At 52.2% G+C, this 22723-nt stretch carries 22 protein-coding genes; 12 read left to right on the top strand and 10 right to left on the bottom strand.

Features of this window, described 5'->3' with window-relative positions; translation table 11 throughout:
* Positions 1-499: 499 nt before the first annotated feature.
* Entirely contained in the window at positions 500-847 is a 348-nt protein-coding gene (gene yajD, locus DFO56_RS10560; protein WP_013365700.1) for an HNH nuclease YajD, read from the top strand.
* 136 nt (positions 848-983) lie between these two features.
* Positions 984-2015 (top strand): S66 peptidase family protein, encoded by a 1032-nt coding sequence (locus DFO56_RS10555; protein ID WP_045509603.1) that lies wholly within the window; start codon positions 984-986, stop codon positions 2013-2015.
* 78 nt (positions 2016-2093) lie between these two features.
* On the opposite strand, the gene DFO56_RS10550 is transcribed toward DFO56_RS10555, so the two are convergent.
* On the bottom strand, positions 2094-4007 hold the full coding sequence (locus tag DFO56_RS10550) for a methyl-accepting chemotaxis protein (protein ID WP_045509600.1): 1914 nt from the start codon (positions 4005-4007) through the stop codon (positions 2094-2096).
* 635 nt (positions 4008-4642) lie between these two features.
* Positions 4643-4855 (bottom strand): RNA chaperone/antiterminator CspA, encoded by a 213-nt coding sequence (gene cspA, locus DFO56_RS10545; RefSeq protein WP_016495754.1) that lies wholly within the window; start codon positions 4853-4855, stop codon positions 4643-4645.
* A gap of 201 nt (positions 4856-5056) precedes the next feature.
* On the opposite strand from cspA, the gene DFO56_RS24730 reads away from it, so the two are divergent.
* The 3 genes from DFO56_RS24730 (at position 5057) to DFO56_RS24725 (ending at position 6596) form a co-directional block, all read left to right on the top strand.
* Positions 5057-5518 carry a hypothetical protein gene (locus DFO56_RS24730; RefSeq protein ID WP_158539527.1) on the top strand — a complete coding sequence of 154 codons (462 nt, stop codon included), beginning with the start codon at positions 5057-5059 and terminating at the stop codon, positions 5516-5518.
* A 62-nt stretch (positions 5519-5580) separates the two neighbouring features.
* Complete coding sequence (locus DFO56_RS10540; protein ID WP_045509597.1) at positions 5581-6063, top strand: RES family NAD+ phosphorylase; 483 nt, start codon at positions 5581-5583, stop codon at positions 6061-6063.
* Positions 6064-6428: 365 nt separating this feature from the next.
* Positions 6429-6596: a hypothetical protein gene (locus tag DFO56_RS24725; RefSeq protein ID WP_158539526.1), complete on the top strand. Its 168-nt coding sequence runs from the start codon at positions 6429-6431 to the stop codon at positions 6594-6596.
* 71 nt (positions 6597-6667) lie between these two features.
* Here the strand turns inward: DFO56_RS24725 and DFO56_RS10530 are convergent, their stop codons facing one another.
* The 3 genes from DFO56_RS10530 to DFO56_RS10520 form a co-directional block, all read right to left on the bottom strand.
* The gene (locus tag DFO56_RS10530) at positions 6668-9781 is read right to left on the bottom strand and encodes a multidrug efflux RND transporter permease subunit (protein ID WP_045509594.1); all 3114 of its coding nucleotides are present in this window, start codon (positions 9779-9781) and stop codon (positions 6668-6670) included.
* A gap of 38 nt (positions 9782-9819) precedes the next feature.
* Positions 9820-10743: an ABC transporter six-transmembrane domain-containing protein gene (locus DFO56_RS10525; protein ID WP_016495758.1), complete on the bottom strand. Its 924-nt coding sequence runs from the start codon at positions 10741-10743 to the stop codon at positions 9820-9822.
* Between the two features lie 259 nt (positions 10744-11002).
* Positions 11003-11389, bottom strand: a complete 387-nt coding sequence (locus tag DFO56_RS10520) for a hypothetical protein (protein WP_045509591.1) — start codon at positions 11387-11389, stop codon at positions 11003-11005.
* A 435-nt stretch (positions 11390-11824) separates the two neighbouring features.
* Between DFO56_RS10520 and DFO56_RS10515 the strand changes: the two genes are divergently transcribed.
* Together DFO56_RS10515 and DFO56_RS10510 are read left to right on the top strand one after the other, a co-directional pair.
* Positions 11825-12529: a response regulator gene (locus DFO56_RS10515; RefSeq protein ID WP_016495761.1), complete on the top strand. Its 705-nt coding sequence runs from the start codon at positions 11825-11827 to the stop codon at positions 12527-12529.
* The gene (locus DFO56_RS10510) at positions 12526-13599 is read left to right on the top strand and encodes an ATP-binding protein (protein ID WP_016495762.1); all 1074 of its coding nucleotides are present in this window, start codon (positions 12526-12528) and stop codon (positions 13597-13599) included. The genes DFO56_RS10515 and DFO56_RS10510 overlap by 4 nt, the downstream gene beginning before the upstream one ends.
* Here DFO56_RS10510 and DFO56_RS10505 read toward each other — a convergent pair whose 3' ends face one another.
* Positions 13600-14532 carry an ATP-grasp fold amidoligase family protein gene (locus DFO56_RS10505; RefSeq protein ID WP_045509588.1) on the bottom strand — a complete coding sequence of 311 codons (933 nt, stop codon included), beginning with the start codon at positions 14530-14532 and terminating at the stop codon, positions 13600-13602. It abuts the gene before it with no gap.
* A gap of 369 nt (positions 14533-14901) precedes the next feature.
* Here DFO56_RS10505 and DFO56_RS10500 point away from each other — a divergent pair, with 369 nt between their 5' ends.
* From DFO56_RS10500 to DFO56_RS10490, 3 genes are all read left to right on the top strand, one after another.
* On the top strand, positions 14902-15177 hold the full coding sequence (locus tag DFO56_RS10500) for a hypothetical protein (RefSeq protein ID WP_045509585.1): 276 nt from the start codon (positions 14902-14904) through the stop codon (positions 15175-15177).
* Between the two features lie 111 nt (positions 15178-15288).
* Entirely contained in the window at positions 15289-15699 is a 411-nt protein-coding gene (locus DFO56_RS10495) for an ASCH domain-containing protein (protein ID WP_045509583.1), read from the top strand.
* Positions 15700-16076: 377 nt separating this feature from the next.
* Positions 16077-17255 (top strand): alpha/beta hydrolase-fold protein, encoded by a 1179-nt coding sequence (locus tag DFO56_RS10490; protein WP_045509581.1) that lies wholly within the window; start codon positions 16077-16079, stop codon positions 17253-17255.
* 74 nt (positions 17256-17329) lie between these two features.
* On the opposite strand, the gene DFO56_RS10485 is transcribed toward DFO56_RS10490, so the two are convergent.
* Genes DFO56_RS10485 through DFO56_RS10475 form a run of 3 tightly spaced genes read right to left on the bottom strand, consistent with a single transcriptional unit; the run spans position 17330 to position 20509 of the window.
* Positions 17330-18241, bottom strand: coding sequence for an HlyD family secretion protein (locus DFO56_RS10485; RefSeq protein ID WP_045509579.1), 912 nt, complete (start codon positions 18239-18241; stop codon positions 17330-17332).
* Positions 18238-18453 carry a DUF1656 domain-containing protein gene (locus DFO56_RS10480; protein ID WP_045509576.1) on the bottom strand — a complete coding sequence of 72 codons (216 nt, stop codon included), beginning with the start codon at positions 18451-18453 and terminating at the stop codon, positions 18238-18240. The genes DFO56_RS10485 and DFO56_RS10480 overlap by 4 nt, the downstream gene beginning before the upstream one ends.
* Positions 18446-20509, bottom strand: a complete 2064-nt coding sequence (locus DFO56_RS10475) for an FUSC family protein (RefSeq protein ID WP_072051632.1) — start codon at positions 20507-20509, stop codon at positions 18446-18448. The genes DFO56_RS10480 and DFO56_RS10475 overlap by 8 nt, the downstream gene beginning before the upstream one ends.
* A gap of 77 nt (positions 20510-20586) precedes the next feature.
* On the opposite strand from DFO56_RS10475, the gene DFO56_RS10470 reads away from it, so the two are divergent.
* A complete protein-coding gene (locus DFO56_RS10470) occupies positions 20587-21381 on the top strand; it encodes a helix-turn-helix domain-containing protein (RefSeq protein WP_045509573.1) in 795 nt (264 codons plus the stop codon).
* 69 nt (positions 21382-21450) lie between these two features.
* Here DFO56_RS10470 and DFO56_RS10465 read toward each other — a convergent pair whose 3' ends face one another.
* Positions 21451-21810 carry a DUF1304 domain-containing protein gene (locus DFO56_RS10465; protein WP_045509570.1) on the bottom strand — a complete coding sequence of 120 codons (360 nt, stop codon included), beginning with the start codon at positions 21808-21810 and terminating at the stop codon, positions 21451-21453.
* A gap of 183 nt (positions 21811-21993) precedes the next feature.
* Between DFO56_RS10465 and DFO56_RS10460 the strand changes: the two genes are divergently transcribed.
* Complete coding sequence (locus DFO56_RS10460; RefSeq protein ID WP_016495772.1) at positions 21994-22662, top strand: class I SAM-dependent methyltransferase; 669 nt, start codon at positions 21994-21996, stop codon at positions 22660-22662.
* Positions 22663-22723 lie beyond the last annotated feature (61 nt).

The raw sequence follows: 22723 nt of genomic DNA, 5'->3' as shown, positions 1-22723 counted from the left end.
GCGGGTTGTTATCCGCTTTCGGCGGCTGACCGACAAAACAGATGCCGTATCGAACACCTGCGAGAAGGGATAATAATCGGCTTTCACGTCAATCGTGTGATACATAAATGTAACATTCTGTCGTGCTGGCGAAGGGGCGCAGGAAAGGCGGTCGACTGCAAACGTGTGGTGAATCTGCATCTTCAAGGCGGCTGACGATGCCGACGGTGTTTGATGTCTATGCCAGCAAAAGCACGCCTGGACAACAGCGACCATCAGCCGCGCCGTGCTTTGGGCGGCACTGCCGATATCTTTGGCGTTTTTAGCTAGCGGGTGGCGTGCCGGTCAAATGCGCTCAACCACCGCTTCGATGGCGGAGTTAAGACGCTCCACTAACAGGCTAATAAAGCAGACGGCCCGCAGCGGTGTGTTGCCAGCCATTCACCGCTGCGGGTTACGCCAGTGCGTCGCTTTTGGGATATAGTAGAAAACTATCTTTTTATAACAGGTGGCACTGGCAATGGCTTTGATCCCAAAAAACTATGCGCGGCTGGAAAGCGGTTATCGTGAGAAAGCACTTAAAATCTATCCGTGGGTGTGTGGACGCTGTTCACGCGAGTTTGTTTATTCAAATCTGCGTGAATTAACGGTTCACCATATCGATCACGACCATACCAATAACCCGGAAGATGGCAGCAACTGGGAGCTGTTGTGTCTGTTTTGCCATGACCACGAACACTCGAAATATACGGAAGCCGATCAGTACGGCACTACCGTAGTGGCGGGGGAAGACGCGCAGAAAGATGTCGGGGCCGCGACGTATAACCCCTTTGCCGATTTAAAATCGATGCTGAATAAGAAAAAATAGCGCCAGCACCGTTCGCTTCTGCCCGCAAAAATCAGTGCCGGGCAGGTTGGCAACAAGCCGTCAGTCGTGGCGTTAAGTAAGCGTGCTAAACAGGTTTTGCCCGCAAGCTGGCAGGTAAGTACAGACAAGGATCCCAATGATTAACTTCAGCAAGCCTCTTCTGGCGCCGCCTCTTCAGGTCGGTGACACCATTGGTTTTTTCTCTTCATCAGCGCCGGTAACTACCACGGCACCCAATCGGTTTAGCCGTGGGAAACGCTTCCTGGAGGAGAAAGGGTTTCGTCTTAAAGCCGGTCGTCTGACCGGCAAGTCTGATTTCTATCGCTCCGGCACGATTGCGGAGCGAGCGCAGGAGTTCAACGAACTTATTCGCGATCCGCAAATTCGCTGTGTGATGTCGACAATAGGGGGAAATAATAGTAACGCCTTACTGCCTTTTATTGATTATGACGCTCTGAAAGCAGACCCCAAAATAATCATCGGTTATTCAGATACCACCGCGTTACTGGCGGGAATTTATGCGCGAACGGGATTAGTTACCTTTTATGGCCCGGCATTGGTTGCTTCATTTGGTGAATTTCCGCCGCTGGTGGATGCCACTTATCACGCGTTTATTGAAATACTTTGCGGACAGAATAACGGTCACTACGACTATGTCTTACCGGAAAAATGGACGGATGAACGGCTTAACTGGGATGATGCCGAGCCGGTACGGGCTAAAACACTGTATGCGAATAATTGCCGGTTTATCGGGCAGGGGGTACACACAGGGCGCGTTATTGGCGGTAACCTGAATACGTTATCGGGTATCTGGGGGAGTGAATGGATGCCTGAAATACGATCCGGTGACATTCTGTTCATTGAAGATAGCTTAAAAGATATTGCCACCGTTGAACGTTCATTCGTGATGCTGAAACTCAATGGCGTGTTTAAAAAAGTGCGGGCGATCCTTCTTGGTAAACATGAATTATTCGATAACGCCGGAAGCGGCCGGACGCCTTACGATGTATTACGCGAAGTTTTAGGTGACGAAAACGTTCCGATCGTGGATGGTTTTGATTGCTGCCACACGCATCCGATGCTGACTTTACCCCTTGGTTCAACGCTTACCCTTGATTTTGACAATCAGAAAGTATCTATCGTCAAACCCTGGCTGTCAGACAGGTAATAAGCCGCCACCGTTTATCACTTGGCCGCGAACAGTGCCCTCCTCATCAGGAGGGCACTTACTGGCAAGTCATAACCGTCAGAACGATTCCCAGTCAGCACTATGACCTGTCGACGTTGCGGGCTTCAGATCAACCTTGCGGTGAGGCGCCGCTACGCTTTTTTTCGGCTTAACGGTATCGGAACGCAGTTTGAACACCGAAACCAGTTGTGCAAGTTGCTCAGCCTGTTGTTCCAGTGATGACGATGCCGCAGACGACTCCTGAACCAGCGCGGCATTCTGCTGTGTCGTTGAATCCAGCTCGGTGACCGCCTTACCAATCTGATCGATACCTCTGCTCTGTTCTTCCGACGCACTGGAGATTTCGTTCATGATGCCACTCACATTGGTGACAGAAGAGACAATCTGCTCCATCGTCGTCCCGGCTTTATTGGCCATTTCTGAACCGGTGACCACACGTTGTACGGACTCTTTAATCAGGCTTTCGATCTCTTTGGCGGCCTGAGCGCTGCGCGATGCAAGGCTTCTTACTTCTCCCGCCACCACGGCAAAACCGCGCCCCTGTTCACCAGCGCGCGCCGCCTCAACGGCTGCGTTTAGTGCAAGGATATTGGTCTGGAAAGAGATGCCATTGATGACGCTGATAATATCGGTGATCTTGTTTGAGCTTTCGGTGATCGTCTCCATCGTGCTGACGACATCCCAGACAATTTTCCCACCGGAACGCGCATGTTCCGCCGCCAGCACCGCGAGCTGACTGGCTTCGCGCGCGTTGTCGGCATTACGCTTAACCGTTGAGGTCAACTCTTCCATGCTGGCCGCCGTTTCAACCACGGCGGCAGACTGCTGTTCTGTGCGGGAGGCCAGATCCGTATTGCCTGCTGAAATGTCCGAAGAGGCATTGGCAACATGAACCACCGACTCTTTTATCTGGGTGATCATTTCGCGAAGCTTGTCGTTCATCACGCCCATGGCCAGCGTCAGGCGACCCAGTTCATCTTTTGACTGAGGTTCAATGGTTGCGGTCAGGTCACCTTCGGCAATACGTTCTGCCAGCGTCAGATTGTGTTTTATCTGACGCGTCATCTGGCGCGTAAGCAGCCAGGCGACCAGTAACCCCGTCAGTACGGCGCAAAGGGCAACCACGCCCATGATGATCATCACCCGCTGAATGATATCGATATTTTTCTGCGTCTGGCCTGTAACCAAATTCGAGGTAACGGTATTAATTTTTTCTGCCACGGCGGTCAATTCCGTCGCCGCCTTCTGCGACTCTTTTAATGCAGCCGCATATGCTGTGACGTGCCCCTGCAGGCCGCTGAGAAACGCCTGCGCCATCTCTTTGTCTTCAGCGCTAAACGCCGCATTTTCAGCGTTAAGCATTTTCGTTGCTTCATCGTACTGACGGGCAAAAATGTCCATTCCTTGCTTACCTGCCGATGACTGGATCTCATACGCCGTCGTCCAGATATTATTGAGACGGTTCAGTAGCGCTATCTCGTTTTTGGTGGTGGTTTCCTGCTGCTCAAGGCGGGTAGTGAATTGATTGAGCAGGGTTTTCATATCAGCTGATGTCAGGTTCTGTGACTGCCCGACGGTCACTTTTTCCAGCTTAACAAACGTGTCCCGGTGAGTGGCGTAATCCGGGATAGTGCTGCGCAATTCATCAAACAACACGCGGGCGTCATCGTCCCAGGTGTAGTCCAGGCCAGTAACTGCTTTCTGGTCCATTTTTTCAATGGCGACTTTGTTCGCCTCAAGGGATTTTTCATCGTGGTTTAATTGATACGTCAAACGATTACGCCGCGCGGTATTTAGCTCCGTACTGATTTCATTGATTAATTTTCCTTTCAGGGCGTGGTCGCGGATATTGCTGGATTGCTGAATGCTGATAAGTGAAGACAGAACAATGATAATTATCAAAACCGCAAATCCGCCAAACAGCTTGGCAGCGACAGGCAGGTTTTTTATTGACGGTAACAGCTTTGGCATAGAGGTATCCTCAATAATAATTCTTAATATTCAAAAGACGGTTTCACTTTCACTTCTTATCAGATTGCAGGTGTCTTCACTTCTTAAGAGGACGCTGGAGACAGGACTTATCAAAATACTTATCGACAATTGCCGCACATTTTTTAATGAAAAAAAGAAAAAAATTGCAGGCGAAAAATATATTTTAAGTAAATGAAGCACATTGCATTATAGATAGCGAAAAAAGCCGTGTGCTTTTATTCGATCAGCGTTGTAATCATGAGTCAGCAAAGGTTTTTATTGGCGCGGGTAAAACTAAAAGGGAATATATTATATGTGCCGTCATTCATACTGACGGGCTTGCGAAATTACCGGTTAGCCTGGTTTTAATTAGTGCTCTATGTTCTTTGGGGATAGCGGCGAATTAAATGTGGGCGGGCTCTCAATATTTATTCATCTGGCAGGATATTTCTTAATGTCGCTTTTCTGGTTGTGCCAAACAGCGCTACGCCTGTCTGGCGGAGCCGCTTTCCGTTTTGCCGAAATGCGGGCAATAAAAAACCCGCACCAGGCGGGTTTTTTATTCTCAGTCGCGCTTAACTGCTCAGGCTGTTTGCCTTCATCGCTGTGGTAAGCCCGCTGATAAAGGGCAGGGCTTACAGCGCGGTAACGTTACCAGCTGCAGGGCCTTTCGCGCCGCTTTCGATGGTGAAGGAGACTTTCTGACCTTCATCCAGGGTTTTGTAGCTGTCGCTCTGGATTGCAGAGAAGTGAACAAACACATCTTTGCTGCCGTCGTCCGGAGTGATAAAGCCAAAACCTTTATCAGAGTTGAACCATTTTACTAAACCAGTCATTTTATTAGACATTGATATTTCCTTAATTGATGAGCCACGAAGCGCGGCGATAATGGCCTGTGATTATAGAGTGACTTATTTGGCACTTAGGAGGAGGCTCACGAAGAAGGGTATCTTTGGATAACTCTTGAACTGAGGACTGCTTTACTAAAACTGCTTTCATAAGGTCTGTATTCCAAACCGATGGCGCTATTAAGACATAGCGAGTTCGATTTGGCAACGTTTATGTTTTTTTATTTTAACCACTTACACGCCCGGATGGCTGCATGGCTGTCTGTTTTGCCTGGCTTTAAGTCCTTTCTCAAGCCTGTTATTTGGCAGAGTTTTTGCGAGGCTGCGTTGCCAATTCCCTTAGCGTACAAAACAAAAAGGCCACCGCAAGGTGGCCCCGGTCATCATTTTCTCGATTTACCTGCATCCGAGCGTTTCTCACGAACCCTTCCGTTATTGTTGCGATCGCGAGGTTGTGTGCCACCACCAGGTTTAGGTACGACGACATCTGGATTAAGTGGTCTTCTGTCAGCCATGTTTTCGTCCCCAAAGAATGGCAAAAGTGCCATCGACGGTGATACGCCGCGCTTGTTGACCTTGCAACGCGGATCGGACTACATATTGAGCAGCATCAAATTTATCCTCGTATCAGCACAGGCAGCAGGACGGAAATCAGGCCATTAAACGAAGCAGAATCGACGCGGCTGCCATGGCAGACTTTTTCTCAGAACACAATGAGGAGATTTATGGATCTGACAACGCATTTTACAGCGGTTGACGGGGTCTTTTATCGCGCAGTTGATCCGGCCTACCGGCACTTTGCATTAGCCGGCTCCAGAGCGCCAGGGCGCTATTCTGACAGCCATCAGCCAACGCTGTACCTGAGTTCATCGCCGGCAGGTGTAGAAGCAGCCATGCAATCCCACCGTAGCAACCGAAGCGCCAGCCTGGAAATAGTCAAAGTCAGGGTTATGGCAAAGAACATTTTTGATCTCCGGAGTGCAGATGCCGTGCAGGCCGCGGGCATTAATCTTCAGGATGCGATTGCGCCATGGCAGGAAATGGTGAAAGAGGGCGGTGTTCCCGGCTCGTGGGGTGTGCGTAATCGGCTGGAATCACTCGGCTTTAATGGTTTAATTGACCCTTCGCGTAAAGCGCCCGGGCTCTGGCATCTGGTGCTTTTTGCCTGGAATGACAACAGCCAATGTCAGGTCAATATTATTGAATAGTACGAAGCTGACATAACGCACCGGATCGACACCACTACGGTCTGGCTATGATGCTGAGTACCGTGCTGGAAGCCAAAAGCGTACATGGCGGGGGGAAAGAAATGCCTGCCGTGACGCCGTTTCTGGCCATGACGTCGCGATGTTGTCCGGCAATTTTCCTCTCTTGCGAAACGCGTTCACATTCCCTTCTTGTTGGCGGGCTATTTTCCCTCGGGTGATGTTTTTTAACCACAAACACGGAGAACAGCATGAGAGGATTAACGAAGACACGCCTGGCCACTGCCGTTATGGTGTGCACTTTTTCTGTTTTTGCTGCCCCGGAGGGCGATATAAAACCGCCGCCGTTACAAAGGGATAGCCCGCCCGTGCCGGGATCCCTCGTGTATGGTGTCGTCCAGCAAACCACCACCCCGGTCGATACGTTGAACAATGTGGTTAAAAATCTGCCGGCGCTGGAAAACGGCAAGCGTTATGAAGTCCGGCTGGAAGTGAGGGAACTGGCACCGGCGCCACCCGTTCCCCCCGCCCCCTAGTTAACCACGGTTCAGCCCCTTTCCGGGGCTTTAAACAAACACTTACCGGCTTGTGTCAGCCTGGTTATACGTCACGCTTTGGGGTCATTTATGGATCGCAAACTCCTGTCAAAAAATGCTGTCACCACAATAAAAAATACCGGCACAAAGAAAATGGCGAATACGGTGGCGCTGATCATGCCCCCGAAAACCCCAATACCGATGGCATTCTGCGTGCTGGCGCTGGCACCACTGGCGAGCATCAGAGGAACAACGCCCAGCGTGAAGGCTAACGAGGTCATCAAAATCGGGCGCAGCCGTTGTCGGGACGCCACAAATGTTGCCTCCAGGGTGCTCATGCCCTGGTGGCGTAGCTGCCGGGCAAATTCGACAATCAAAATGGCGTTTTTGGCTGAAAGACCAATCAGGGTAATTAAGCCCACTTTGAAAAAGACATCGTTGGTCATACTGGCAGCGCTGACAGCAATAAGCGCGCCGATAAGACCCAACGGCACGGCCAGCATCACGGAAACGGGAATTGACCAGCTTTCATACAGTGCCGCCAGCACCAGAAATACCACCAGCACAGACAGGAGGATTAACCCTGGCAACTGGGAAGCCGAGGCTTTCTCCTGCAACGAACTGCCCGCCCACTCGCCGGTAAACCCTGGAGGTAATGCTTTTGACAGCTGCTCCATGGTTTTCATCGCTTCACCACTGGTGTGGCCCGAAGCGGCGCTGCCGGTAATGCGAATGGCCGGGTATCCTTGATAACGATTGAGTTGCTGCGGGGCCTGGTGCCAGGACGAGGTGACAAAAGCTGAAAGTGGCACCATTTCCCCGAGTCGGTTTTTTACGGATATTTTTAACAGCGTTTCAGGCTGCATTCGGTAGGCCGCATCGGCCTGCACAATGACCTGCTGGACACGGCCAGCATTGGTGTAGTCATTGACATAGTTTGAACCCGAGGTGACAGAAATAGCCTGATTGATCTCCTCAAACGATACACCTAACGCTTGCGCTTTTTCCCGATCAATGTTCAGGGAAATAGACGCGCCCTCGGGTAATCCATCGATATAGACATCCGCAAGATTGGCACTCTTGTTTGCCTGTAAAACCAGCCTGTCTGCGGCCTGTTTCAGCGCCTCGTAGCCTTTGCCCGCTCTGTCTTCAACATAAAAGGTGAACCCGGAAGAGGTGCCCATATCAGCGATAGCGGGCGGCAGCAGGCTCATGGTTACCGCATCGGGCACGGATTGCATTTTTGCCTGAATGAGATCGGCTTCATCCTGGGCTGCGATGCCCTTGCGCGATGACCACGCTTTTAAGGTCGTAAAAGCCAGCGCGGAGTTTTGTCCCGAGCCTGAAAAACCGAAACCGAGGATCATAATATTGCTATCAACGGCTTGCCGTGCCGCTACCTCATCTTCATAGCGTTTTACCACTGCGAGCGTGCGCTGCATCGTGGCCTCGGAAGGGAGCTGAATGGAGGACATAAAATAGCCCTGATCCTCTTCGGGCAAAAAAGAGGATGGCAGCGTGATTAACCCCATCACCAGGGCCGCGCACAGCGCGGCATAGAGCAGCATCATTCGCCCGGCGCGCTTTACTACATACCCCAGTCCCGCGGTATAACGGGAAGAGAGCATCTGAAAATAACGGTTAAACCCGGCGGCAAATCTTCCCGCTGAAGTCGCATTTTTCTGATGCGGCTTCAGCAGGGTGGCACAGAGCGCAGGCGTCAGCGTTAAAGCTAAAAAAGCGGAGAACAGGATCGATACCGCCATCGAAACCGTGAACTGGCGGTAAATCACCCCGACCGAACCGCTGGCAAAGGCCATCGGGATAAACACGGCGGTGAGCACCAGCGTAATGCCAATAATCGCCGGTGTGATTTCCCGCATCGCTTCGCGGGTCGCCTCGCGCGCCGGGAGGCCTTTTTCTGCCATCAGTCGCTCAACGTTCTCGACGACGACAATCGCATCATCGACGATGATGCCAATGGCTAACACCATGCCAAACATGGTCAGAATATTGATGGAATAGCCGCTTAGCAGCATCACGGTGAATGTCCCGAGCAGCGCCACCGGAACAACAATGGCCGGGATGAGCGTACAACGGATGTTGTGCAAAAAGATCAGCATCACCAGAAAAACCAGCACCATCGCTTCGGCTAACGTTTGTACCACTTTGATGATCGACGCTTTGACAAAAGGGGCGGTGTCGAACGGAACGGTAAACGCCATGCCCTGCGGCAGCGCGGTGCTCAGTTCGGCCAGCCGCTGATGAATCCCTGCGGCAGTGCTGATGGCATTCGCGCCTGGCGAAAGCTGAATCGCTGCTGCCGTTGCCGGAACGCCATTTTCCCGGATACCATAGGTATAACTCTGTAACCCAGACTCCACGCGTGCGATATCGCCAAGCGTCAGACGCGCGCCGTCCGTGGTCGCTTTGAGGGTGATATTTTTAAATTCCGCAACAGAGGTGAGTTGCCCCTTCACGGTTAACGGATAAGTGACGTCCTGGCCCGGCAGCGCCGGTTCGTCTCCCGATCTGCCGGGTGAAACCAGCACATTCTGTTGGCTCACCGCGCTGATGACGTCACTGGCTGAAAGCTGGTAATGGTGCATTTTTACCGGGTCAAGCCAGATGCGCATGGCTTTTTCACCGCCGAACAACTGAACCTTGCCCACGCCCGGCACGCGACGAAGTGCATCGCTGATGTTTCTGGCGAAATAATCACTCAGATCCGCCTCCTGATAGCCACCCGTTTCGGATTTCAGTCCGACCATCAGCAGAAAACCAGACTCGGCTGCTTCAACGCTGACACCGTTTTGTCTCACCGCCTGCGGTAGGCGCGGCTCCACGGTTTTTACCTTATTTTGCACATCCATCTGCGCGAGTTTGCTGTCCGTTCTGGGTTTAAACGTCACCGTGATAGACGCCATTCCGCTGGTATCGCTGGTGGACTCGAAATAGAGCAAATTGTCGACACCGGTGATCTCTCGCTCGATAAGTGAAACCACCGAGCTATTCATCATGTCAGGCGATGCGCCAGGAAAACTGACCGAAATAATAATACTCGGCGGTGCGACCGACGGATATTGTGCGACCGGAAGATGCGGGATGGATAAACATCCACTCAATATAATGAACAGTGCAACAACCCAGGCAAAAACAGGCCGGTCAATAAAAAACTGTGGCATGAAATCAATTCCGAACAATTAAGGCGAGGTGAGTAAACTCAAGGTTTCTGCTGCGGTGATAATGTCCCGGTATCGACATCATCCGTCTTGACGCGTTGACCAATGTCTTTAAGTTGTGAAAACTTCTCCAGCAGTTGCGGAGCATCATCAAGGCTGGTGGCAAACATCCACATATACGTCATTACCGAATAAATATGCCCGGCGTTCACCCCCTGGGTTGAGGTCATTAATATAATGGTCAGGGTAAAGAGCAGGGCGATCAGCACGCCGATCGCCAGGTATCCCAGCGCTTCACGATCGGAAAGTCTGATTCGCAAGCGGGCAAGGGAGGAATAATGGCGGTTAAGCGAGAGCGTGGTGGCTTTATGCACATAGTCCACCTCCTTCTCCAGTCGGTTATTCAGCCGGTTAAACAGCAACTCATTTTTACGGGTATAGCCTTTAAGAAAGCACGACAGAATAATGACAATAACCACGCACATCACCCCGGCGTGAAATTCAATGATGAGCAGCATAATGGCCGCGCCAAAAAGGGAAATAATCGAGGTCATCAGCATCGGCAGATGCATCTCAAAGAAATCAACAAATTCACGGGCTAACACCACCCGTGCGGCGATGGTTGAGTGATTAAGCTGATATTTACGCTGCGCAATAATAACCGATACGGCAAGACCGGCATAAATGCGTGCAAATGTGCGCGTATCGATGCTGCGACGGGTTGCACCGAGGATCCAGATAAAGAGGATCATCAGCCCATACAGCGCGGCTGTAAGGGCATTCCCCGCCAGAATCGCGTTGATAGCGATGCCCGCCAGCACGGGATATAACAAATAGGTCACGTTTTCCGCAATCACCAGCAAAAAAGTCACCGAGAGCTTTTTCCCGTTTTTTACGGCCAGATGTTTTAATGTCCTTTTCACATTTTCAGTGGAGGACGGTGGGTGTTTATTTATCGACGTCATTATAAAAAAGTATCTACCCGGTATGGATGAACAATCCTGGCTTAATCACCCCTGCGCTTTCATTGCGAGCCGATTAACATATGCGCCAGAATTACAGTGCATTGATGCAATGTATCGTTTTGATGTTTACGCAGAATGGCTGCTTTATGGAGGCTATATGGAGGCAGCTAGTTTATCTGCGATATAAAGATGCCAGAATTTTCTGGCTACCTGTCACCACGCTTATCGCCAAAAATCGTTGCTTCGCATTCAACAAGATTCAGAGGATCCGCAATAAAAGGTACATCGGCGTAACGCCGAGGAAAATAATCAAAAAACACTCATAATAAAAACTAAAATCATAAATATCAGGAAACCTCAGTAACAGAATATTAAAGATGAGAATAAGGTGAAGAAATATGATGACCAAAACGAAGGTGACAAGCGCCAGCTCTTTTAGTACGCCCGCTTTTTCCTGTAGCAAAAACAATAAAAGTGAAACGCTTAACGCCGAATAGATAAACGGCGATGAAAGCAGCGTTGCACCTACTTTTTCCTCAACGTTGTGCATCAAAATAAGCCATATATAGAACATTCCCCATAACCATAGCGAAAATATCATCAATGAACTGATTTTTTCAGCGGTGAGCTTCCGTAAGTACTTCATTGATATTTCTACTCCGAAAGATAGCGTTACCGGTAATGAAATGAGATGTTTTTACCGTGTTTATTTATGTCATCGTTTTCCAGTAACAGGTTATTTTCTATGCCTTAGTTTCTATTGTTATCCAGGACTGTGGAAAATTGATTACCCGAATGTGGAGCGAGTGTGTACGTCTGCCTGGTAAATATTCACTTGCGGATGTTGCCGTCAGACATTGAGAAAAAAATGAGACGTCAGTGAGTTTACCTGGATGCAACTTTCGTCGCACAACCGGGTCTCATGTTCGCTGATGACCTGCGCGTTATTGCCTGGCTTCAGAAACAGCTTAGAAAAACGGCATTTGTCTCAGTGCATTAACCGCAGCGAAAACATCGGTGTATGCTTTCGCGCAAGCCAGGTCACAGAATGCCTGCAATATCAGTGGTGGGTGGAGAAATCATGAACGACAACTATCTTATTCTTGTTGCTGAAGATGATGATGAAATAGCGGATATTCTGACCAGTTATATTCAGCGTTCGGGGATGCGCACCCTGCGCGCGGCGGACGGCGAGCAGGCAATAGATACCTGTCGGCTGAAAAAGCCTGATTTGGTATTACTGGATATCCAGTTGCCGGTGTTTGATGGCTGGACTGTCCTTTCCACACTGCGAAAAGAGAGCAATATTCCGGTCATCATGGTTACGGCACTGGATCAGGATATCGACAAACTGATGGGGCTGCGGCTTGGCGCGGATGATTACGTCGTTAAACCTTTCAATCCCACTGAAGTGGTCGCACGTATCGAAGCTGTGCTGCGCAGGGCAAAGGCCAGCCACGAACAACTCCACAATAAGCCTATCCGCACCCCCTTTTTAACGGTGTATCCGCAAGATTTTTATGTGGAGATCAATGGTTGCGGCGAGGTTATCTCTCCCTTACTGACAACGACTGAATTCAAACTGCTGGCCTATCTGGCGCGTAACCCGCGCAAAGTCTGCTCGCGCGAAGAGTTGCTCAATGCCTGCCTGCCGGAAGGCGATACTCTGGATCGCACGGTGGACAGCCATATGAGCAAACTACGCAAAAAGCTGGAAAACTGCGGGTTAAAAGGGGTTCCGGAAAGTATTCGCGGCATGGGTTACCGGTTAGGTGAAAACAAATGAACAAAGGCCATCCGTTAAGCCGCCAGGTTCTGGCGTTTATGATTTCGCTGACGCTGACGGTTATTGCTGTCTCGGTTATCGGCTCCTACCTGTTTTATACCTTTATCATTTATTACATTCCCGGCGGGGCAATGGCCGGGAATGAGGATCAGATGACCTATCTGGACTGGTTATGGATCCTGATTGCTTCCGCGATAAGTTTATCCATCTCGCTTTTTTTTACGGTAAAACTGTCGGCAAGAATATTGACCCCGTTAAGCTCCGTTGCGACCAGCCTGCGCAGGATAGCCCAGGGCGATCTGGGCGCGCGGGCGTTTTGCGCCAGTTCCCATCTGGGTGAGCTTAATCATCTGGTTAATGACTTCAATGAGATGGCAGAAAAACTACAAACAATGGATGCGCAGCGCAGATCCTGGAATGCCGCCATCGCCCATGAACTGCGCACGCCGGTTACCATTCTGCGGGGCCGTTTACAGGGGCTGGTGGATGGCGTATTCGAGCCAAATCCAACCTTGTTTAACAATCTGCTTAAACAAACCGAGGGTTTATCCAGCCTGATAGAAGATCTGCGGGTGGTGAGTTCATCCGGCGGGGCCGAATTTACGTTAACGCTCGCGGAAGTGGATTTGCAGGAGATCATTCAGAGCGCGGTGGATTCCTTTGCGCTGGAATTTAAACGCAGCCATTTTACCGTCGCGACCGAATTACACCCCCAGCAATGCCAGTGCGATCCGCTGCGAATCATTCAGTGTCTGACTGTCCTTTTCGATAACGCGATAAAATATGCCACCTCTAAAAGCATGGTGATCCGCCACGGCGCGAATGAACACGAGAACTTTATTCTTATTGAGGATGGGGGGCCGGGGATCCCGGAGGCGTTTCATAAATTTATGTTTCACCCCTTTCAGCGCGGCGCCAGCGCAAGGGATACCAATCCGGGAGGCTGTGGGCTGGGATTATCAGTGCTGAAAGCCATCATGCTTGCCCATCAGGGCGACGTTACCTACACGTTAACCGATCAGGGCCATTCCATTTTTCGCCTCTCATGGCCCCTACGGAAACAACCGTGATTACGCTTTCTGTGTCTGCAACTGCGGGTTGGTTTGTCTCGCTGCCATATTCCACATCTCACCCAGCCGGGTATCCCACTCGGGCGGTGAGATTTGTAACTTGCCGCGCCGGGGGCTGAGGGTGATTTCACTGAAATAAATAACATCACGCTGCAGCATAAGATCAATTCGGCAATAATCGATCCCGGTTGACAGCTCCTGCGCAGCGGTTATTGCCTTATGCAATAATTCCGGTTCAGGTATCGCCCAGGGGGTATTGGGATATTCCATCTGAAAGGGCTGCAACTGCCAGCAGCGATTGTAGACATTAATAAAACCGTGACCGGCATCATCGGTAAAGTCTGCTTCGATAAAACCCGCGATGCCGTGAAAACAGTGTATTCTCAGCATTTCTGGCGTGTGGCTTTTGTCTCTTTCGAAAAATAAGTCAATGTATTTTTCGCACAATATAACCGGTTTGATGTTTTTATACTGCCATTCCCGGGTGGTGTAATACATATTTTTGCGCAGGGCAAAATCCAGCTTCTGCAGCGCGCGCGCAATATTGAGTTTATCCTTATCTGTGCATATTACTGCGCTACCACTGTCGTGATTACACTTCAGCACAAACTTGTCCGGTAACTGGCTGAAATCGATGCTTTGCACGTTGTCATAGACGCAAAGCAAGGTGGGTAATTGTACTTTCTGCGTACGCGTCGCAACGTAATCGCGCACCGCCAGTTTATCTGCCAGCCGCGTATAGAGTGGGTTATGGTCATGCATCATTCGGTAGCATATTTTTTCGCTCAGCGTCACCGGATTAACCAGATCGGGAGTTCTGCCCGTGAGTCTTTTTAATCTCTTGCTATGAAACTGGTGATCCTGAACCATACCGGTTAAAAGTTTTCGACCCAGATACTCGGTGTATTTCATGAAATAATTAAATCTGTTCATTTTTCCTCCTGCGGACAGTAAACATTCTGCAGAGGATTTATTGATTTATATTGCCGCTAATATGGAGTGACGATGGAGTGGCTACAGGTAAAACATCCTTAAACGAGTTGGCTAAGTTCTGCTTGGCAGAAGGGAACGGGCAATATCTTCTTTAAGTTAAATCTCAACACAGATACCGGCGTGTGACCGCGAAATATGGGGCGGGAGTAAGGAAAGAGAAACGCGAATTATCTTTGCAGGAAGGTACAGGGCTTGAAGATAAAAGGGTCTTTCTTACCGGCTTAACAAATTGCGCAGAAAACAGATTCAGAATTCACTTAAGCCAGATATATTACCTGTCGGGCCACCTTTTCTATGAGGGAGTGAGAAATGACGGATTACAGTTTTTATCAAAAAGGTAAGCAAATCGTTGTGCTGAAAAGTTCGCAAGGGGATGCCGCTTCACAACTGGTGGCGCAGGGCTTCGAAAAACAGTTTGAAGAGATCAGCGCGAGCAGTGATAAAAACGCGCTTGCCCGCTTTGCGGATATTCGCCGTGATAACCAAATCGATCGCGAAAACTTCCTCGCCGGCGCAGGACCGATGCCGCTTATCGGTGGATTGACGGCCATTGTCACCTCTCTTGTGCGCAAAAAAGAGCAGTGATCAAAACGTAGACGGTTACGTTAATGGATGGGAAATACGGCGGCACAATGCCCGCTCTGAACGCGAGTTGCCGCGAAGTTACGCCGATAATACGCCGATAAAAGGTCCAGCATGACGAAAATTGATGAACTAAAAAACGCCTATCCCGGCGCACAGGCATGGTCATTTGGCGACCAGCCGGAGATGGCAAACGCGCTTGCACGCTTAGTGGTGAGTGGCAGAAAAACGGCCTCCTGCTGCTCGCTTGCTTCCTACCTCGCTGAAGAATCGGCAGCCAAAATCGGCAGTTATCATATTATTCTCGACGGGCAACATTCCCCGGTTTGCGTCATCAGAATGCTAGTGCTGCGCCTGGTACGCTTTTGCGATGTGACGGAAGAGTTTGCCAGAAAAGAGGGCGAGGGCGATTTAAGCCTTGAATACTGGCGCGAAGAGCACAAAGCCTTTTTTACCCGCGCGGGATTTTACTCTGAACAGATGGAGCTTGTCGCGGAAGAGTTCGCGGTGATTGAGGTTCTCTAAACCGTGGATTGACGGTCGATCCGCATTTCCAATACTCCCGAGGTGAAACGCGACGGGCGCGTTTCACCTGTTTCACCTTCAAAACCCGCACCGCTGCAACAGGTCGAAAAGCTCGCCATGCAGAAACTCAGCGTGATGTTCAGAGAACGTCCTCTCTTTCTTAACCCTGTTCAAAATTGGTTAAAAGTCGCTGATTTACGCAACATATATCGCAAAACGCACAGAAACAGGTTTTTAAAAATCCGCTCACTACGCAAACTTTTGCTGCCAGCCTTCGCGGGTAACATTGATCGGGCGGGCTGGCGTTCAGGTTGAAGCGTGGTGGGAATGCGCTAACACGTTCTGCCTTAACGAAAAAAACAATGAGGGAGTGGAATATGAAAACACACATTACCTGGCTGGCGCTTACCGTCAGCGCGCTTGTTGCGGGCGCGACGCTTCCTGCCGTGGCCGCGCCATTACCGGCGACGCCGGATTTATCTGTGCCGGTAAGCCAGTATGTAACCCAGGTTAACGCCGATAAAAGTATTACCTTCCGCCTTTTCGCGCCGGGCGCAAAGCGGGTATCGGTGGTGACCGGTTCAACCCCGGAGAGCGTTGTTTCACACGATATGCAAAAAGATGAGCACGGCATATGGTCGTGGAAAAGCGCCGCACTGGCACCGAACCTTTACGAATATTACTTTGATGTCGATGGTTTTCGTTCGGTGGATACAGGAAGCCGGTTTCAGAAACCGCAGCGCCAGGTCAATACCAGCCTGATTCTGGTGCCGGGCAGTATTCTTGACGATCGCGCTGTGCCCCATGGTGATTTGTTGACGGTGACCTACCACGCGAAAGAACTGCGTTCAGAGCGTCGCATGTATATCTGGACGCCGCCGGGTTACAACGGTAAAGGCGAGCCTCTGCCGGTACTCTATTTCTACCATGGCTTTGGCGATACCGGCCTTTCCGCCATTGATCAGGGGCGGTTGCCGCAGATAATGGACAACCTGCTGGCCGAAGGGAAAATCAAGCCCATGCTGGTGGTGGTGCCGGATACTGAAACGGATATCGTGCAGGCTATCCCGGAAAATTTCCCGCCGAAAGAGCGGCGTAACACCTTCTATCCGCTTAATGCCAAAGCGGCAGATCGCGAACTGATGCATGACATTATTCCGCTGGTCGATGCCCGCTTTAATGTGCGCAAGGATGCTGGCGGACGTGCGCTGGCCGGGCTCTCACAAGGGGGCTTTCAGGCACTGGTTTCCGGGATGAACCATCTGGACAGCTTTGGCTGGCTGGCGACATTCAGTGGTGTCACCACCGCCACCGTCCCGGATGCGGGTGTGACAGCGCAGCTCAATAAGCCGCAGGAAGTGAATAAGCAGTTGCATAACTTCACGGTGGTGGTGGGCGAAAAAGATACCGTCACCGGGAAGGATATTGCCGGGCTTAAAAAAGAACTGGAGCAAAAGGGCATCACGTTTAGCTATAAAGCGTATCCCGGTCTGGGGCATGAAATGGATGTCTGGCGTCCCGCCTATGCTGAGTTTGTGCAGAAGCTGTTTAAATAAGACGTTGCCGTATCGTCCGCTGGCGCTGAACAGGCTGTCAGCGGACAAAATCAAAACAACATTTAACGCTTTGGTTATTCACCGCTTATGCGGGCGAGTAACGACGGGGAAGTTTTCCGCCCGGTAGCCTCCACTGACACCGTGGCGGATAACCCCGCCACTAACTCCACGCCTGCGGGCAACTTATCGATATGAATGCGGACCGGTACGCGCTGCGCAAGTCGCACCCAGCTAAAGGTGGGGTTGACGTCCGGCAGGCCAAGACCACCCGTTTCGTCATTGCTGTCGCCGATGCCGTGCCCGATGCTCTCAACGTGACCGGTGATGACGGGTTCAAACCCCATCAGCGCGATGTGCGCGCGATTTCCGACATGAATATGCCGCAGTTTTGTTTCCTCAAAATAGCCCACAACCCAGAAGCTGTTCGCATCAATGATGGCCACTTTGGTTTCCCCGGCGGTGGCGTAGTCGCCCGGACGCAGCCTGAGATGCGTGACATAGCCCGCTACCGGCGCGCGCACCGTGGCATGCGATAAATTTAGTTGTGCCAGTTCCAGCGCCGCCAGCGCGCCGTGATAATTCGCCACCGCGATGCTGGCCGCACTGCCTGTTTGTTGTAAGTCTTCGCCGGAGATCACGCCTTTAATTTGCGAACGCCTTGTCGCCGCATCCTGGCGCATTAACATCTCATGGCGTTTCGCCTCGACATCCGCCTGCGCGCTGGCTACCGCCAGCTTCAGCCAGTGCGGATCGATCGAATAGAGCACATCGCCACGATTAACCCACTGGTTATCGCGAACGGCAACATTTGCCACCGGCCCGGAAACATCCGGCGCTATCTGCACCACATCAGCACGCACCCGACCATCACGGGTCCAGGGACGCTGCGCGTAATGTTTCCACATCAGGTAAGCAAGGAGGGTTGCCACCAGCACGGCGCTTAACGTCAGTGCATAACGGCTTAACAGAGAAAAAAAGGATTTCATGCGACTAACCCCAGCGCGTTCAGTCCCTGCATAAGCAGGAAAAAAGTAACAATGTAAGTGGCAAAACTCATCAGCGGACGCCAGGGCAGGCGCCGAAGGGGTCTGCTGAAGGTGAAAAGCGGCACCCATAATAGCGTGAGCAGTAACGCCGCCAGCGCGATCACCAGCAGCCCGGGAATGTATACGCCAGCGAGATTGAGATCATTAACCATCGTTCGGCTCCTTATTGTGTTCACGCAAGGCACAGTGCAGATCCAGCAGGCTGTCGGTGAGTTTTTGTGAAAGCGCATGTGGCGACGGCGCGTGGTGGGCAATCAGGGTGTGAAGGTGCGGGCCTGGCGCAGGCGAGTCGGTATGGTGGATAAGCCGTTCAAGAAGCAGGCTTATCTCAACGGCGGTTTTACGGCTAACCTGCGTTTGCAAGCGACGTAAATGCACTACCGCAAGGCCGATACGCAAAGCCTGCAACATCGCCTGCAGCACATCTCCGGCTGCCTGTTCGCTGCGTTGCAGGCGCGGCAGTAACAACGCCGCTCTGTCCATCATCAGATTGGTCCAGTGCACTTCATCAAGCATCATGACGCCTTTCACACTGCGCCTGATATCGCGTTGGCAAATGCGCAATAAACGCTGGATGGCGGCATCGGCCTGCACGGTTTGCAGCAACCCCATACCCAGCACCGCAAAGCCGGTGGCGGCAAAGAGCGCGATGGCGGTATTGACGGCGGTGGCGAAATCACCGCTGTAGTGCGCCCCCAGCTCACATAAGATGGGCAGCGTCAGCGTGATCCCCATTGCCATAAAGGTGGTAGCCGGTCGCGCCTGTAACGATCCGGCCCACAAATAGACCGGTGCCAGCACCGCCACCAGCACCGCGAAATCTGTCACCTGGGGAAGCAGGGCAAAGCTGTAGAGCAGGCTCACCATCACCCCCCAGGCGGAACCTATCATGTATTTCACAATATGCGGGGCGGGTGTATCGAAACTACCAAACAGCGTGCAGCAGACCCCGAGGATAGAGACCGCCGTCGCGCCATCGGGCCAGGCGGAATAAATCCAGATCAGGCAACCACAGAGGATGATGACAAACGCCCCCAGCGCCGTGCGCGCCGCAGACAGGCTGTCGCGGTGAAAGACATAGCCTTTCGCCGGTTTATCTTCTGCCGGCAGTTGCGCCGGTTTTGCCTGCGCGAGTGCGTTCGCGAGCCGCTCGCAGTGCAGCAACAGGATAATGGCTTCATGGAGGTGACGGACAAGGTTCATCTGCAGCGCCGTTTCAAAGGTCAGCGCCTCTGCGGCGGCAAGCCGTTTGGTTAATATCGCGCAGCGTTCTGCCAGCGCTTGTCCGGTGATTTTCCGTTTTGCGCTATCTTCCCCGACGAGCCAGCTTTGCACCTCTTCCAGCAGCGTCTGAATATCGGCGGGCAGGGCAGTGACCATCAACAGGCGATCGTGTATTTCACCGCTGATGATCAACAAACGCGCCAGCTTGTCATGCAGCGCTTTTCGCGCATGGCGCACCGGTGCCGAGAAGGCGAAGTCGTAAGGGATATGGTGGCTCAGGCCTTGCAGAAACTGTAACGCCAGCGCCAGTCGCAGATTAGCGGCCGCCTCATTGGCACTTCCCGCCAGCGCGTCTGCCAGCATCTGGCGTGCGGAATGCAGCGTTTGCGCGATTTTGCTGTTGAACAGGCCAGAGATCCGTTTTGGCAACACATAGCGGTGAATCAGCGCCGCGCAGAAGATGCCAATGCCAATCTCCTGCACACGAACAATGGCGGTATCAAAAATCTCGCCGGGGTGAAAAACCGCCGGAAAACCGATCAGACTCGCCGTGTAACCGGCCAGCACAAAAGCGTACGCACGGGGTGTGCGCTCAAGCAGCGATAAATAGAGACAAAAGGTGATCCAGCCGGTGAGTACCACGCTACAAAAAATCGGCGTGTTTACGAAAGTGGGCACAATCAACACCGTCGCCCCGGCACCCACTATTGTACCGGCTAAGCGGTAGACGCTTCTGCTCAGCGAGGCGCCAACCGAGGTTTGCGACACAATATAAACGGTAATGATCGCCCATGAGGGTTTTTCAAGGCCGATCGATAAGGCGATGTAATAAGCGAGCATCGCCGCAGCAAAGCTCTTGGCGGAATAGAGTAATGCGTTGGCATCGCCCGCCACTGTGACGGAACCCAACATCGCGCCCATACGACGACGCAGGGCAGATAAATCGCGCAACAAACGGCGGGGTGAGAAATCAATTTTGTTCATGGCGGGAAGTATTACCGGCTTGCGCACGCCATTAAATACTCTATTCTGTCAAAAAATACCTGAATGTTGCCAATCGTATGCCAACCCGTTATGCCACGACCCTGTTTGATCCCGACACCACCGGCTGCCCGGCGGTGGCGCGTCGTCTCGATTTTGTTGATTACGAAGCCGAAGTGCCGGTGCATACCCACCGTAAAGGGCAGTTAATTATTGCGCTGTATGGCGCGGTGACTTGCCGGGCGGAAAATGAGATCTGGATTGTGCCGCCGCACTGCGCGGTCTGGATCCCCGGCGGCGTCGCACATAGCGTCAGCGCCACCTGGAACGCGCATCTCAATTATCTGTTTATCGAGCCTGGCGCGGCAGCGCTACCGAACCAGTGTTGCACGCTGGCGATCTCCCAGTTGGTCAAAGAACTGGTGGACAGATTGACAGGCGAGAGCGTCGAATACCCCGCAGACAGCCATGTTGCCAGGCTGACCAGAGTCACGCTCGACGAGTTAGCCACCATGCCGCAGCAAAACGTCAGTTTGCCCGTTTCAGCGAACGCCAAAATCCGCGCGATGGCACAGGCGCTGGTAAACCATCCCGACGATCGCAGCACCTTTAAAGCATGGGCAAAGCGGCTGGCGCTCAGCGAACGCTCGCTGGCACGTTTGATGCTGCGCGAAACCGGGCTGAGCTTCGGGCGCTGGCGGCAACAGCTCCATCTGGTGATTGCCTTGCGGGAGCTGGCGAGTGGTGTCTCGGTGCAAAATGTGGCGGCAAAACTGGGGTATGAATCGGTGAACGCCTTTATCACCATGTTCAGAAAAGCGATGGGCAGCACGCCCGCGCACTACTTTGCGGAACAACAAAAAGCGCCGCGCTAAGCGACGCGTCTGCATATCGCTGCTTCCCGTTGCGGCCATTTAGCCCGGCAGGAAAAACAGTACTCACTGTCACGACATCTGCTGCACCAGCAACGCAATCAGCGCCAGCAGAGCCGGAAGCGCCTGCACATAAAGGATTTTACGGCTGGCGGTGACCGCGCCGAAAACCCCGGCAATCAGCACGCAGATAAGAAAGAAAAAGAGTACCGCCACGCCGCGCTCAGCGAGCCACAACCCCCACAATAACCCTGCGGCAAGAAAGCCATTGTACAGCCCCTGGTTTGCGGCCAGAACGCGGGTTTCGCGAGCAAACTCCGCGCTCAGGTTAAAGGCTTTGCGGCCTGTTTTTGTGTCCCAGAGGAACATTTCCAGCACCAGAATGTAGAGATGAATGACGGCAACAATGGCGACAAGAATTTTGGCTAACACAGGAAACCTTACGGAATGAGGGCAGGTGAAAGGGAGTATAGATAATTGCGCGGGGTGCAGCAGCAAGTGCGTTTAACAAAACGCGCAATAGCATTCACCCTTTGATGCGCGCACTATAGCGGCACAACGTTTAACCACCATCAAAATGCGTGACGACAGGTTTGCCCGGACGTGAGGTGCTCAATGGATATTTACGAAAAACAGTATCAGGAACTGCAAGCCAGCGGTGCCGAAGCCTGGGCTGGCGACGGTTACCAACGCGCGAAAGCGCAACAACAGCAGGTTTTTGCCTGGCTCAGCCAGCAACATTATCTTCCGCAACCCGGTGCGACCATCCTGGAACTTGGCTGTGGCAATGGTGCCATGGCGGCGCACTATTTTGCCCTGCGAGGCGATACCGTCTGGGGCGTTGATTTCGCGCCAACCGCCATCGAATGGGCGAAAGCGCGCTTTACGCAGGCGGGCCTGCCCGCGCACTTTTTCACGGGCGATGTCTGCCATCTCCCACAATGTGACGATGCCATGTTTGATCTGATTGTGGATGGCAGTTGCCTGCACTGTCTCATTGGCGATGCCCGGCAGCGCTGCCTGGCCGAAGTCAGGCGGTTGCTCAAACCGACAGGGTACTTTGTTATCAGCTCGATGTGCGGGCTGCCGCGCTACGCCGGGGATATCGCGGCTTACGATAGCGACCAGCAGTGCCTGCTCAGGCAGGGGCAAGCCTGGCGCACACTTAAACCCTTGGCTGATTTGCTCGAGGAAGTACAAAACGCGCAGTTTGTCGTGCATGCAAGCCAGGTGAACGAGAATCCGTGGTGGGATCATGCCACCATCGTCTGTTCCGCGCGGTGAGTTGCCCCCTCTCTTCAGGATCGCATAAGCCGCTGGCAATGCCGGAAAAAAAAAGACGACA

The organism is Kosakonia sp. AG348, assembly GCF_003337365.1.
Classification (GTDB): domain Bacteria; phylum Pseudomonadota; class Gammaproteobacteria; order Enterobacterales; family Enterobacteriaceae; genus Kosakonia.
This window is presented reverse-complemented; position numbering and strand designations above follow the sequence as displayed.

Bases quoted from the DNA above. Each gene is read 5' to 3' on its own strand.
- yajD (WP_013365700.1), top strand. From the start codon at position 500: ATGGCTTTGATCCCAAAAAACTATGCGCGGCTGGAAAGCGGTTATCGT.
- DFO56_RS10555 (WP_045509603.1), top strand. From the start codon at position 984: ATGATTAACTTCAGCAAGCCTCTTCTGGCGCCGCCTCTTCAGGTCGGT.
- DFO56_RS10550 (WP_045509600.1), bottom strand. From the start codon at position 4,007: ATGCCAAAGCTGTTACCGTCAATAAAAAACCTGCCTGTCGCTGCCAAG.
- cspA (WP_016495754.1), bottom strand. From the start codon at position 4,855: ATGTCTAATAAAATGACTGGTTTAGTAAAATGGTTCAACTCTGATAAA.
- DFO56_RS10540 (WP_045509597.1), top strand. From the start codon at position 5,581: ATGGATCTGACAACGCATTTTACAGCGGTTGACGGGGTCTTTTATCGC.
- DFO56_RS10530 (WP_045509594.1), bottom strand. From the start codon at position 9,781: ATGCCACAGTTTTTTATTGACCGGCCTGTTTTTGCCTGGGTTGTTGCA.
- DFO56_RS10525 (WP_016495758.1), bottom strand. From the start codon at position 10,743: ATGACGTCGATAAATAAACACCCACCGTCCTCCACTGAAAATGTGAAA.
- DFO56_RS10520 (WP_045509591.1), bottom strand. From the start codon at position 11,389: ATGAAGTACTTACGGAAGCTCACCGCTGAAAAAATCAGTTCATTGATG.
- DFO56_RS10515 (WP_016495761.1), top strand. From the start codon at position 11,825: ATGAACGACAACTATCTTATTCTTGTTGCTGAAGATGATGATGAAATA.
- DFO56_RS10510 (WP_016495762.1), top strand. From the start codon at position 12,526: ATGAACAAAGGCCATCCGTTAAGCCGCCAGGTTCTGGCGTTTATGATT.
- DFO56_RS10505 (WP_045509588.1), bottom strand. From the start codon at position 14,532: ATGAACAGATTTAATTATTTCATGAAATACACCGAGTATCTGGGTCGA.
- DFO56_RS10500 (WP_045509585.1), top strand. From the start codon at position 14,902: ATGACGGATTACAGTTTTTATCAAAAAGGTAAGCAAATCGTTGTGCTG.
- DFO56_RS10495 (WP_045509583.1), top strand. From the start codon at position 15,289: ATGACGAAAATTGATGAACTAAAAAACGCCTATCCCGGCGCACAGGCA.
- DFO56_RS10490 (WP_045509581.1), top strand. From the start codon at position 16,077: ATGAAAACACACATTACCTGGCTGGCGCTTACCGTCAGCGCGCTTGTT.
- DFO56_RS10485 (WP_045509579.1), bottom strand. From the start codon at position 18,241: ATGAAATCCTTTTTTTCTCTGTTAAGCCGTTATGCACTGACGTTAAGC.
- DFO56_RS10480 (WP_045509576.1), bottom strand. From the start codon at position 18,453: ATGGTTAATGATCTCAATCTCGCTGGCGTATACATTCCCGGGCTGCTG.
- DFO56_RS10475 (WP_072051632.1), bottom strand. From the start codon at position 20,509: ATGAACAAAATTGATTTCTCACCCCGCCGTTTGTTGCGCGATTTATCT.
- DFO56_RS10470 (WP_045509573.1), top strand. From the start codon at position 20,587: ATGCCAACCCGTTATGCCACGACCCTGTTTGATCCCGACACCACCGGC.
- DFO56_RS10460 (WP_016495772.1), top strand. From the start codon at position 21,994: ATGGATATTTACGAAAAACAGTATCAGGAACTGCAAGCCAGCGGTGCC.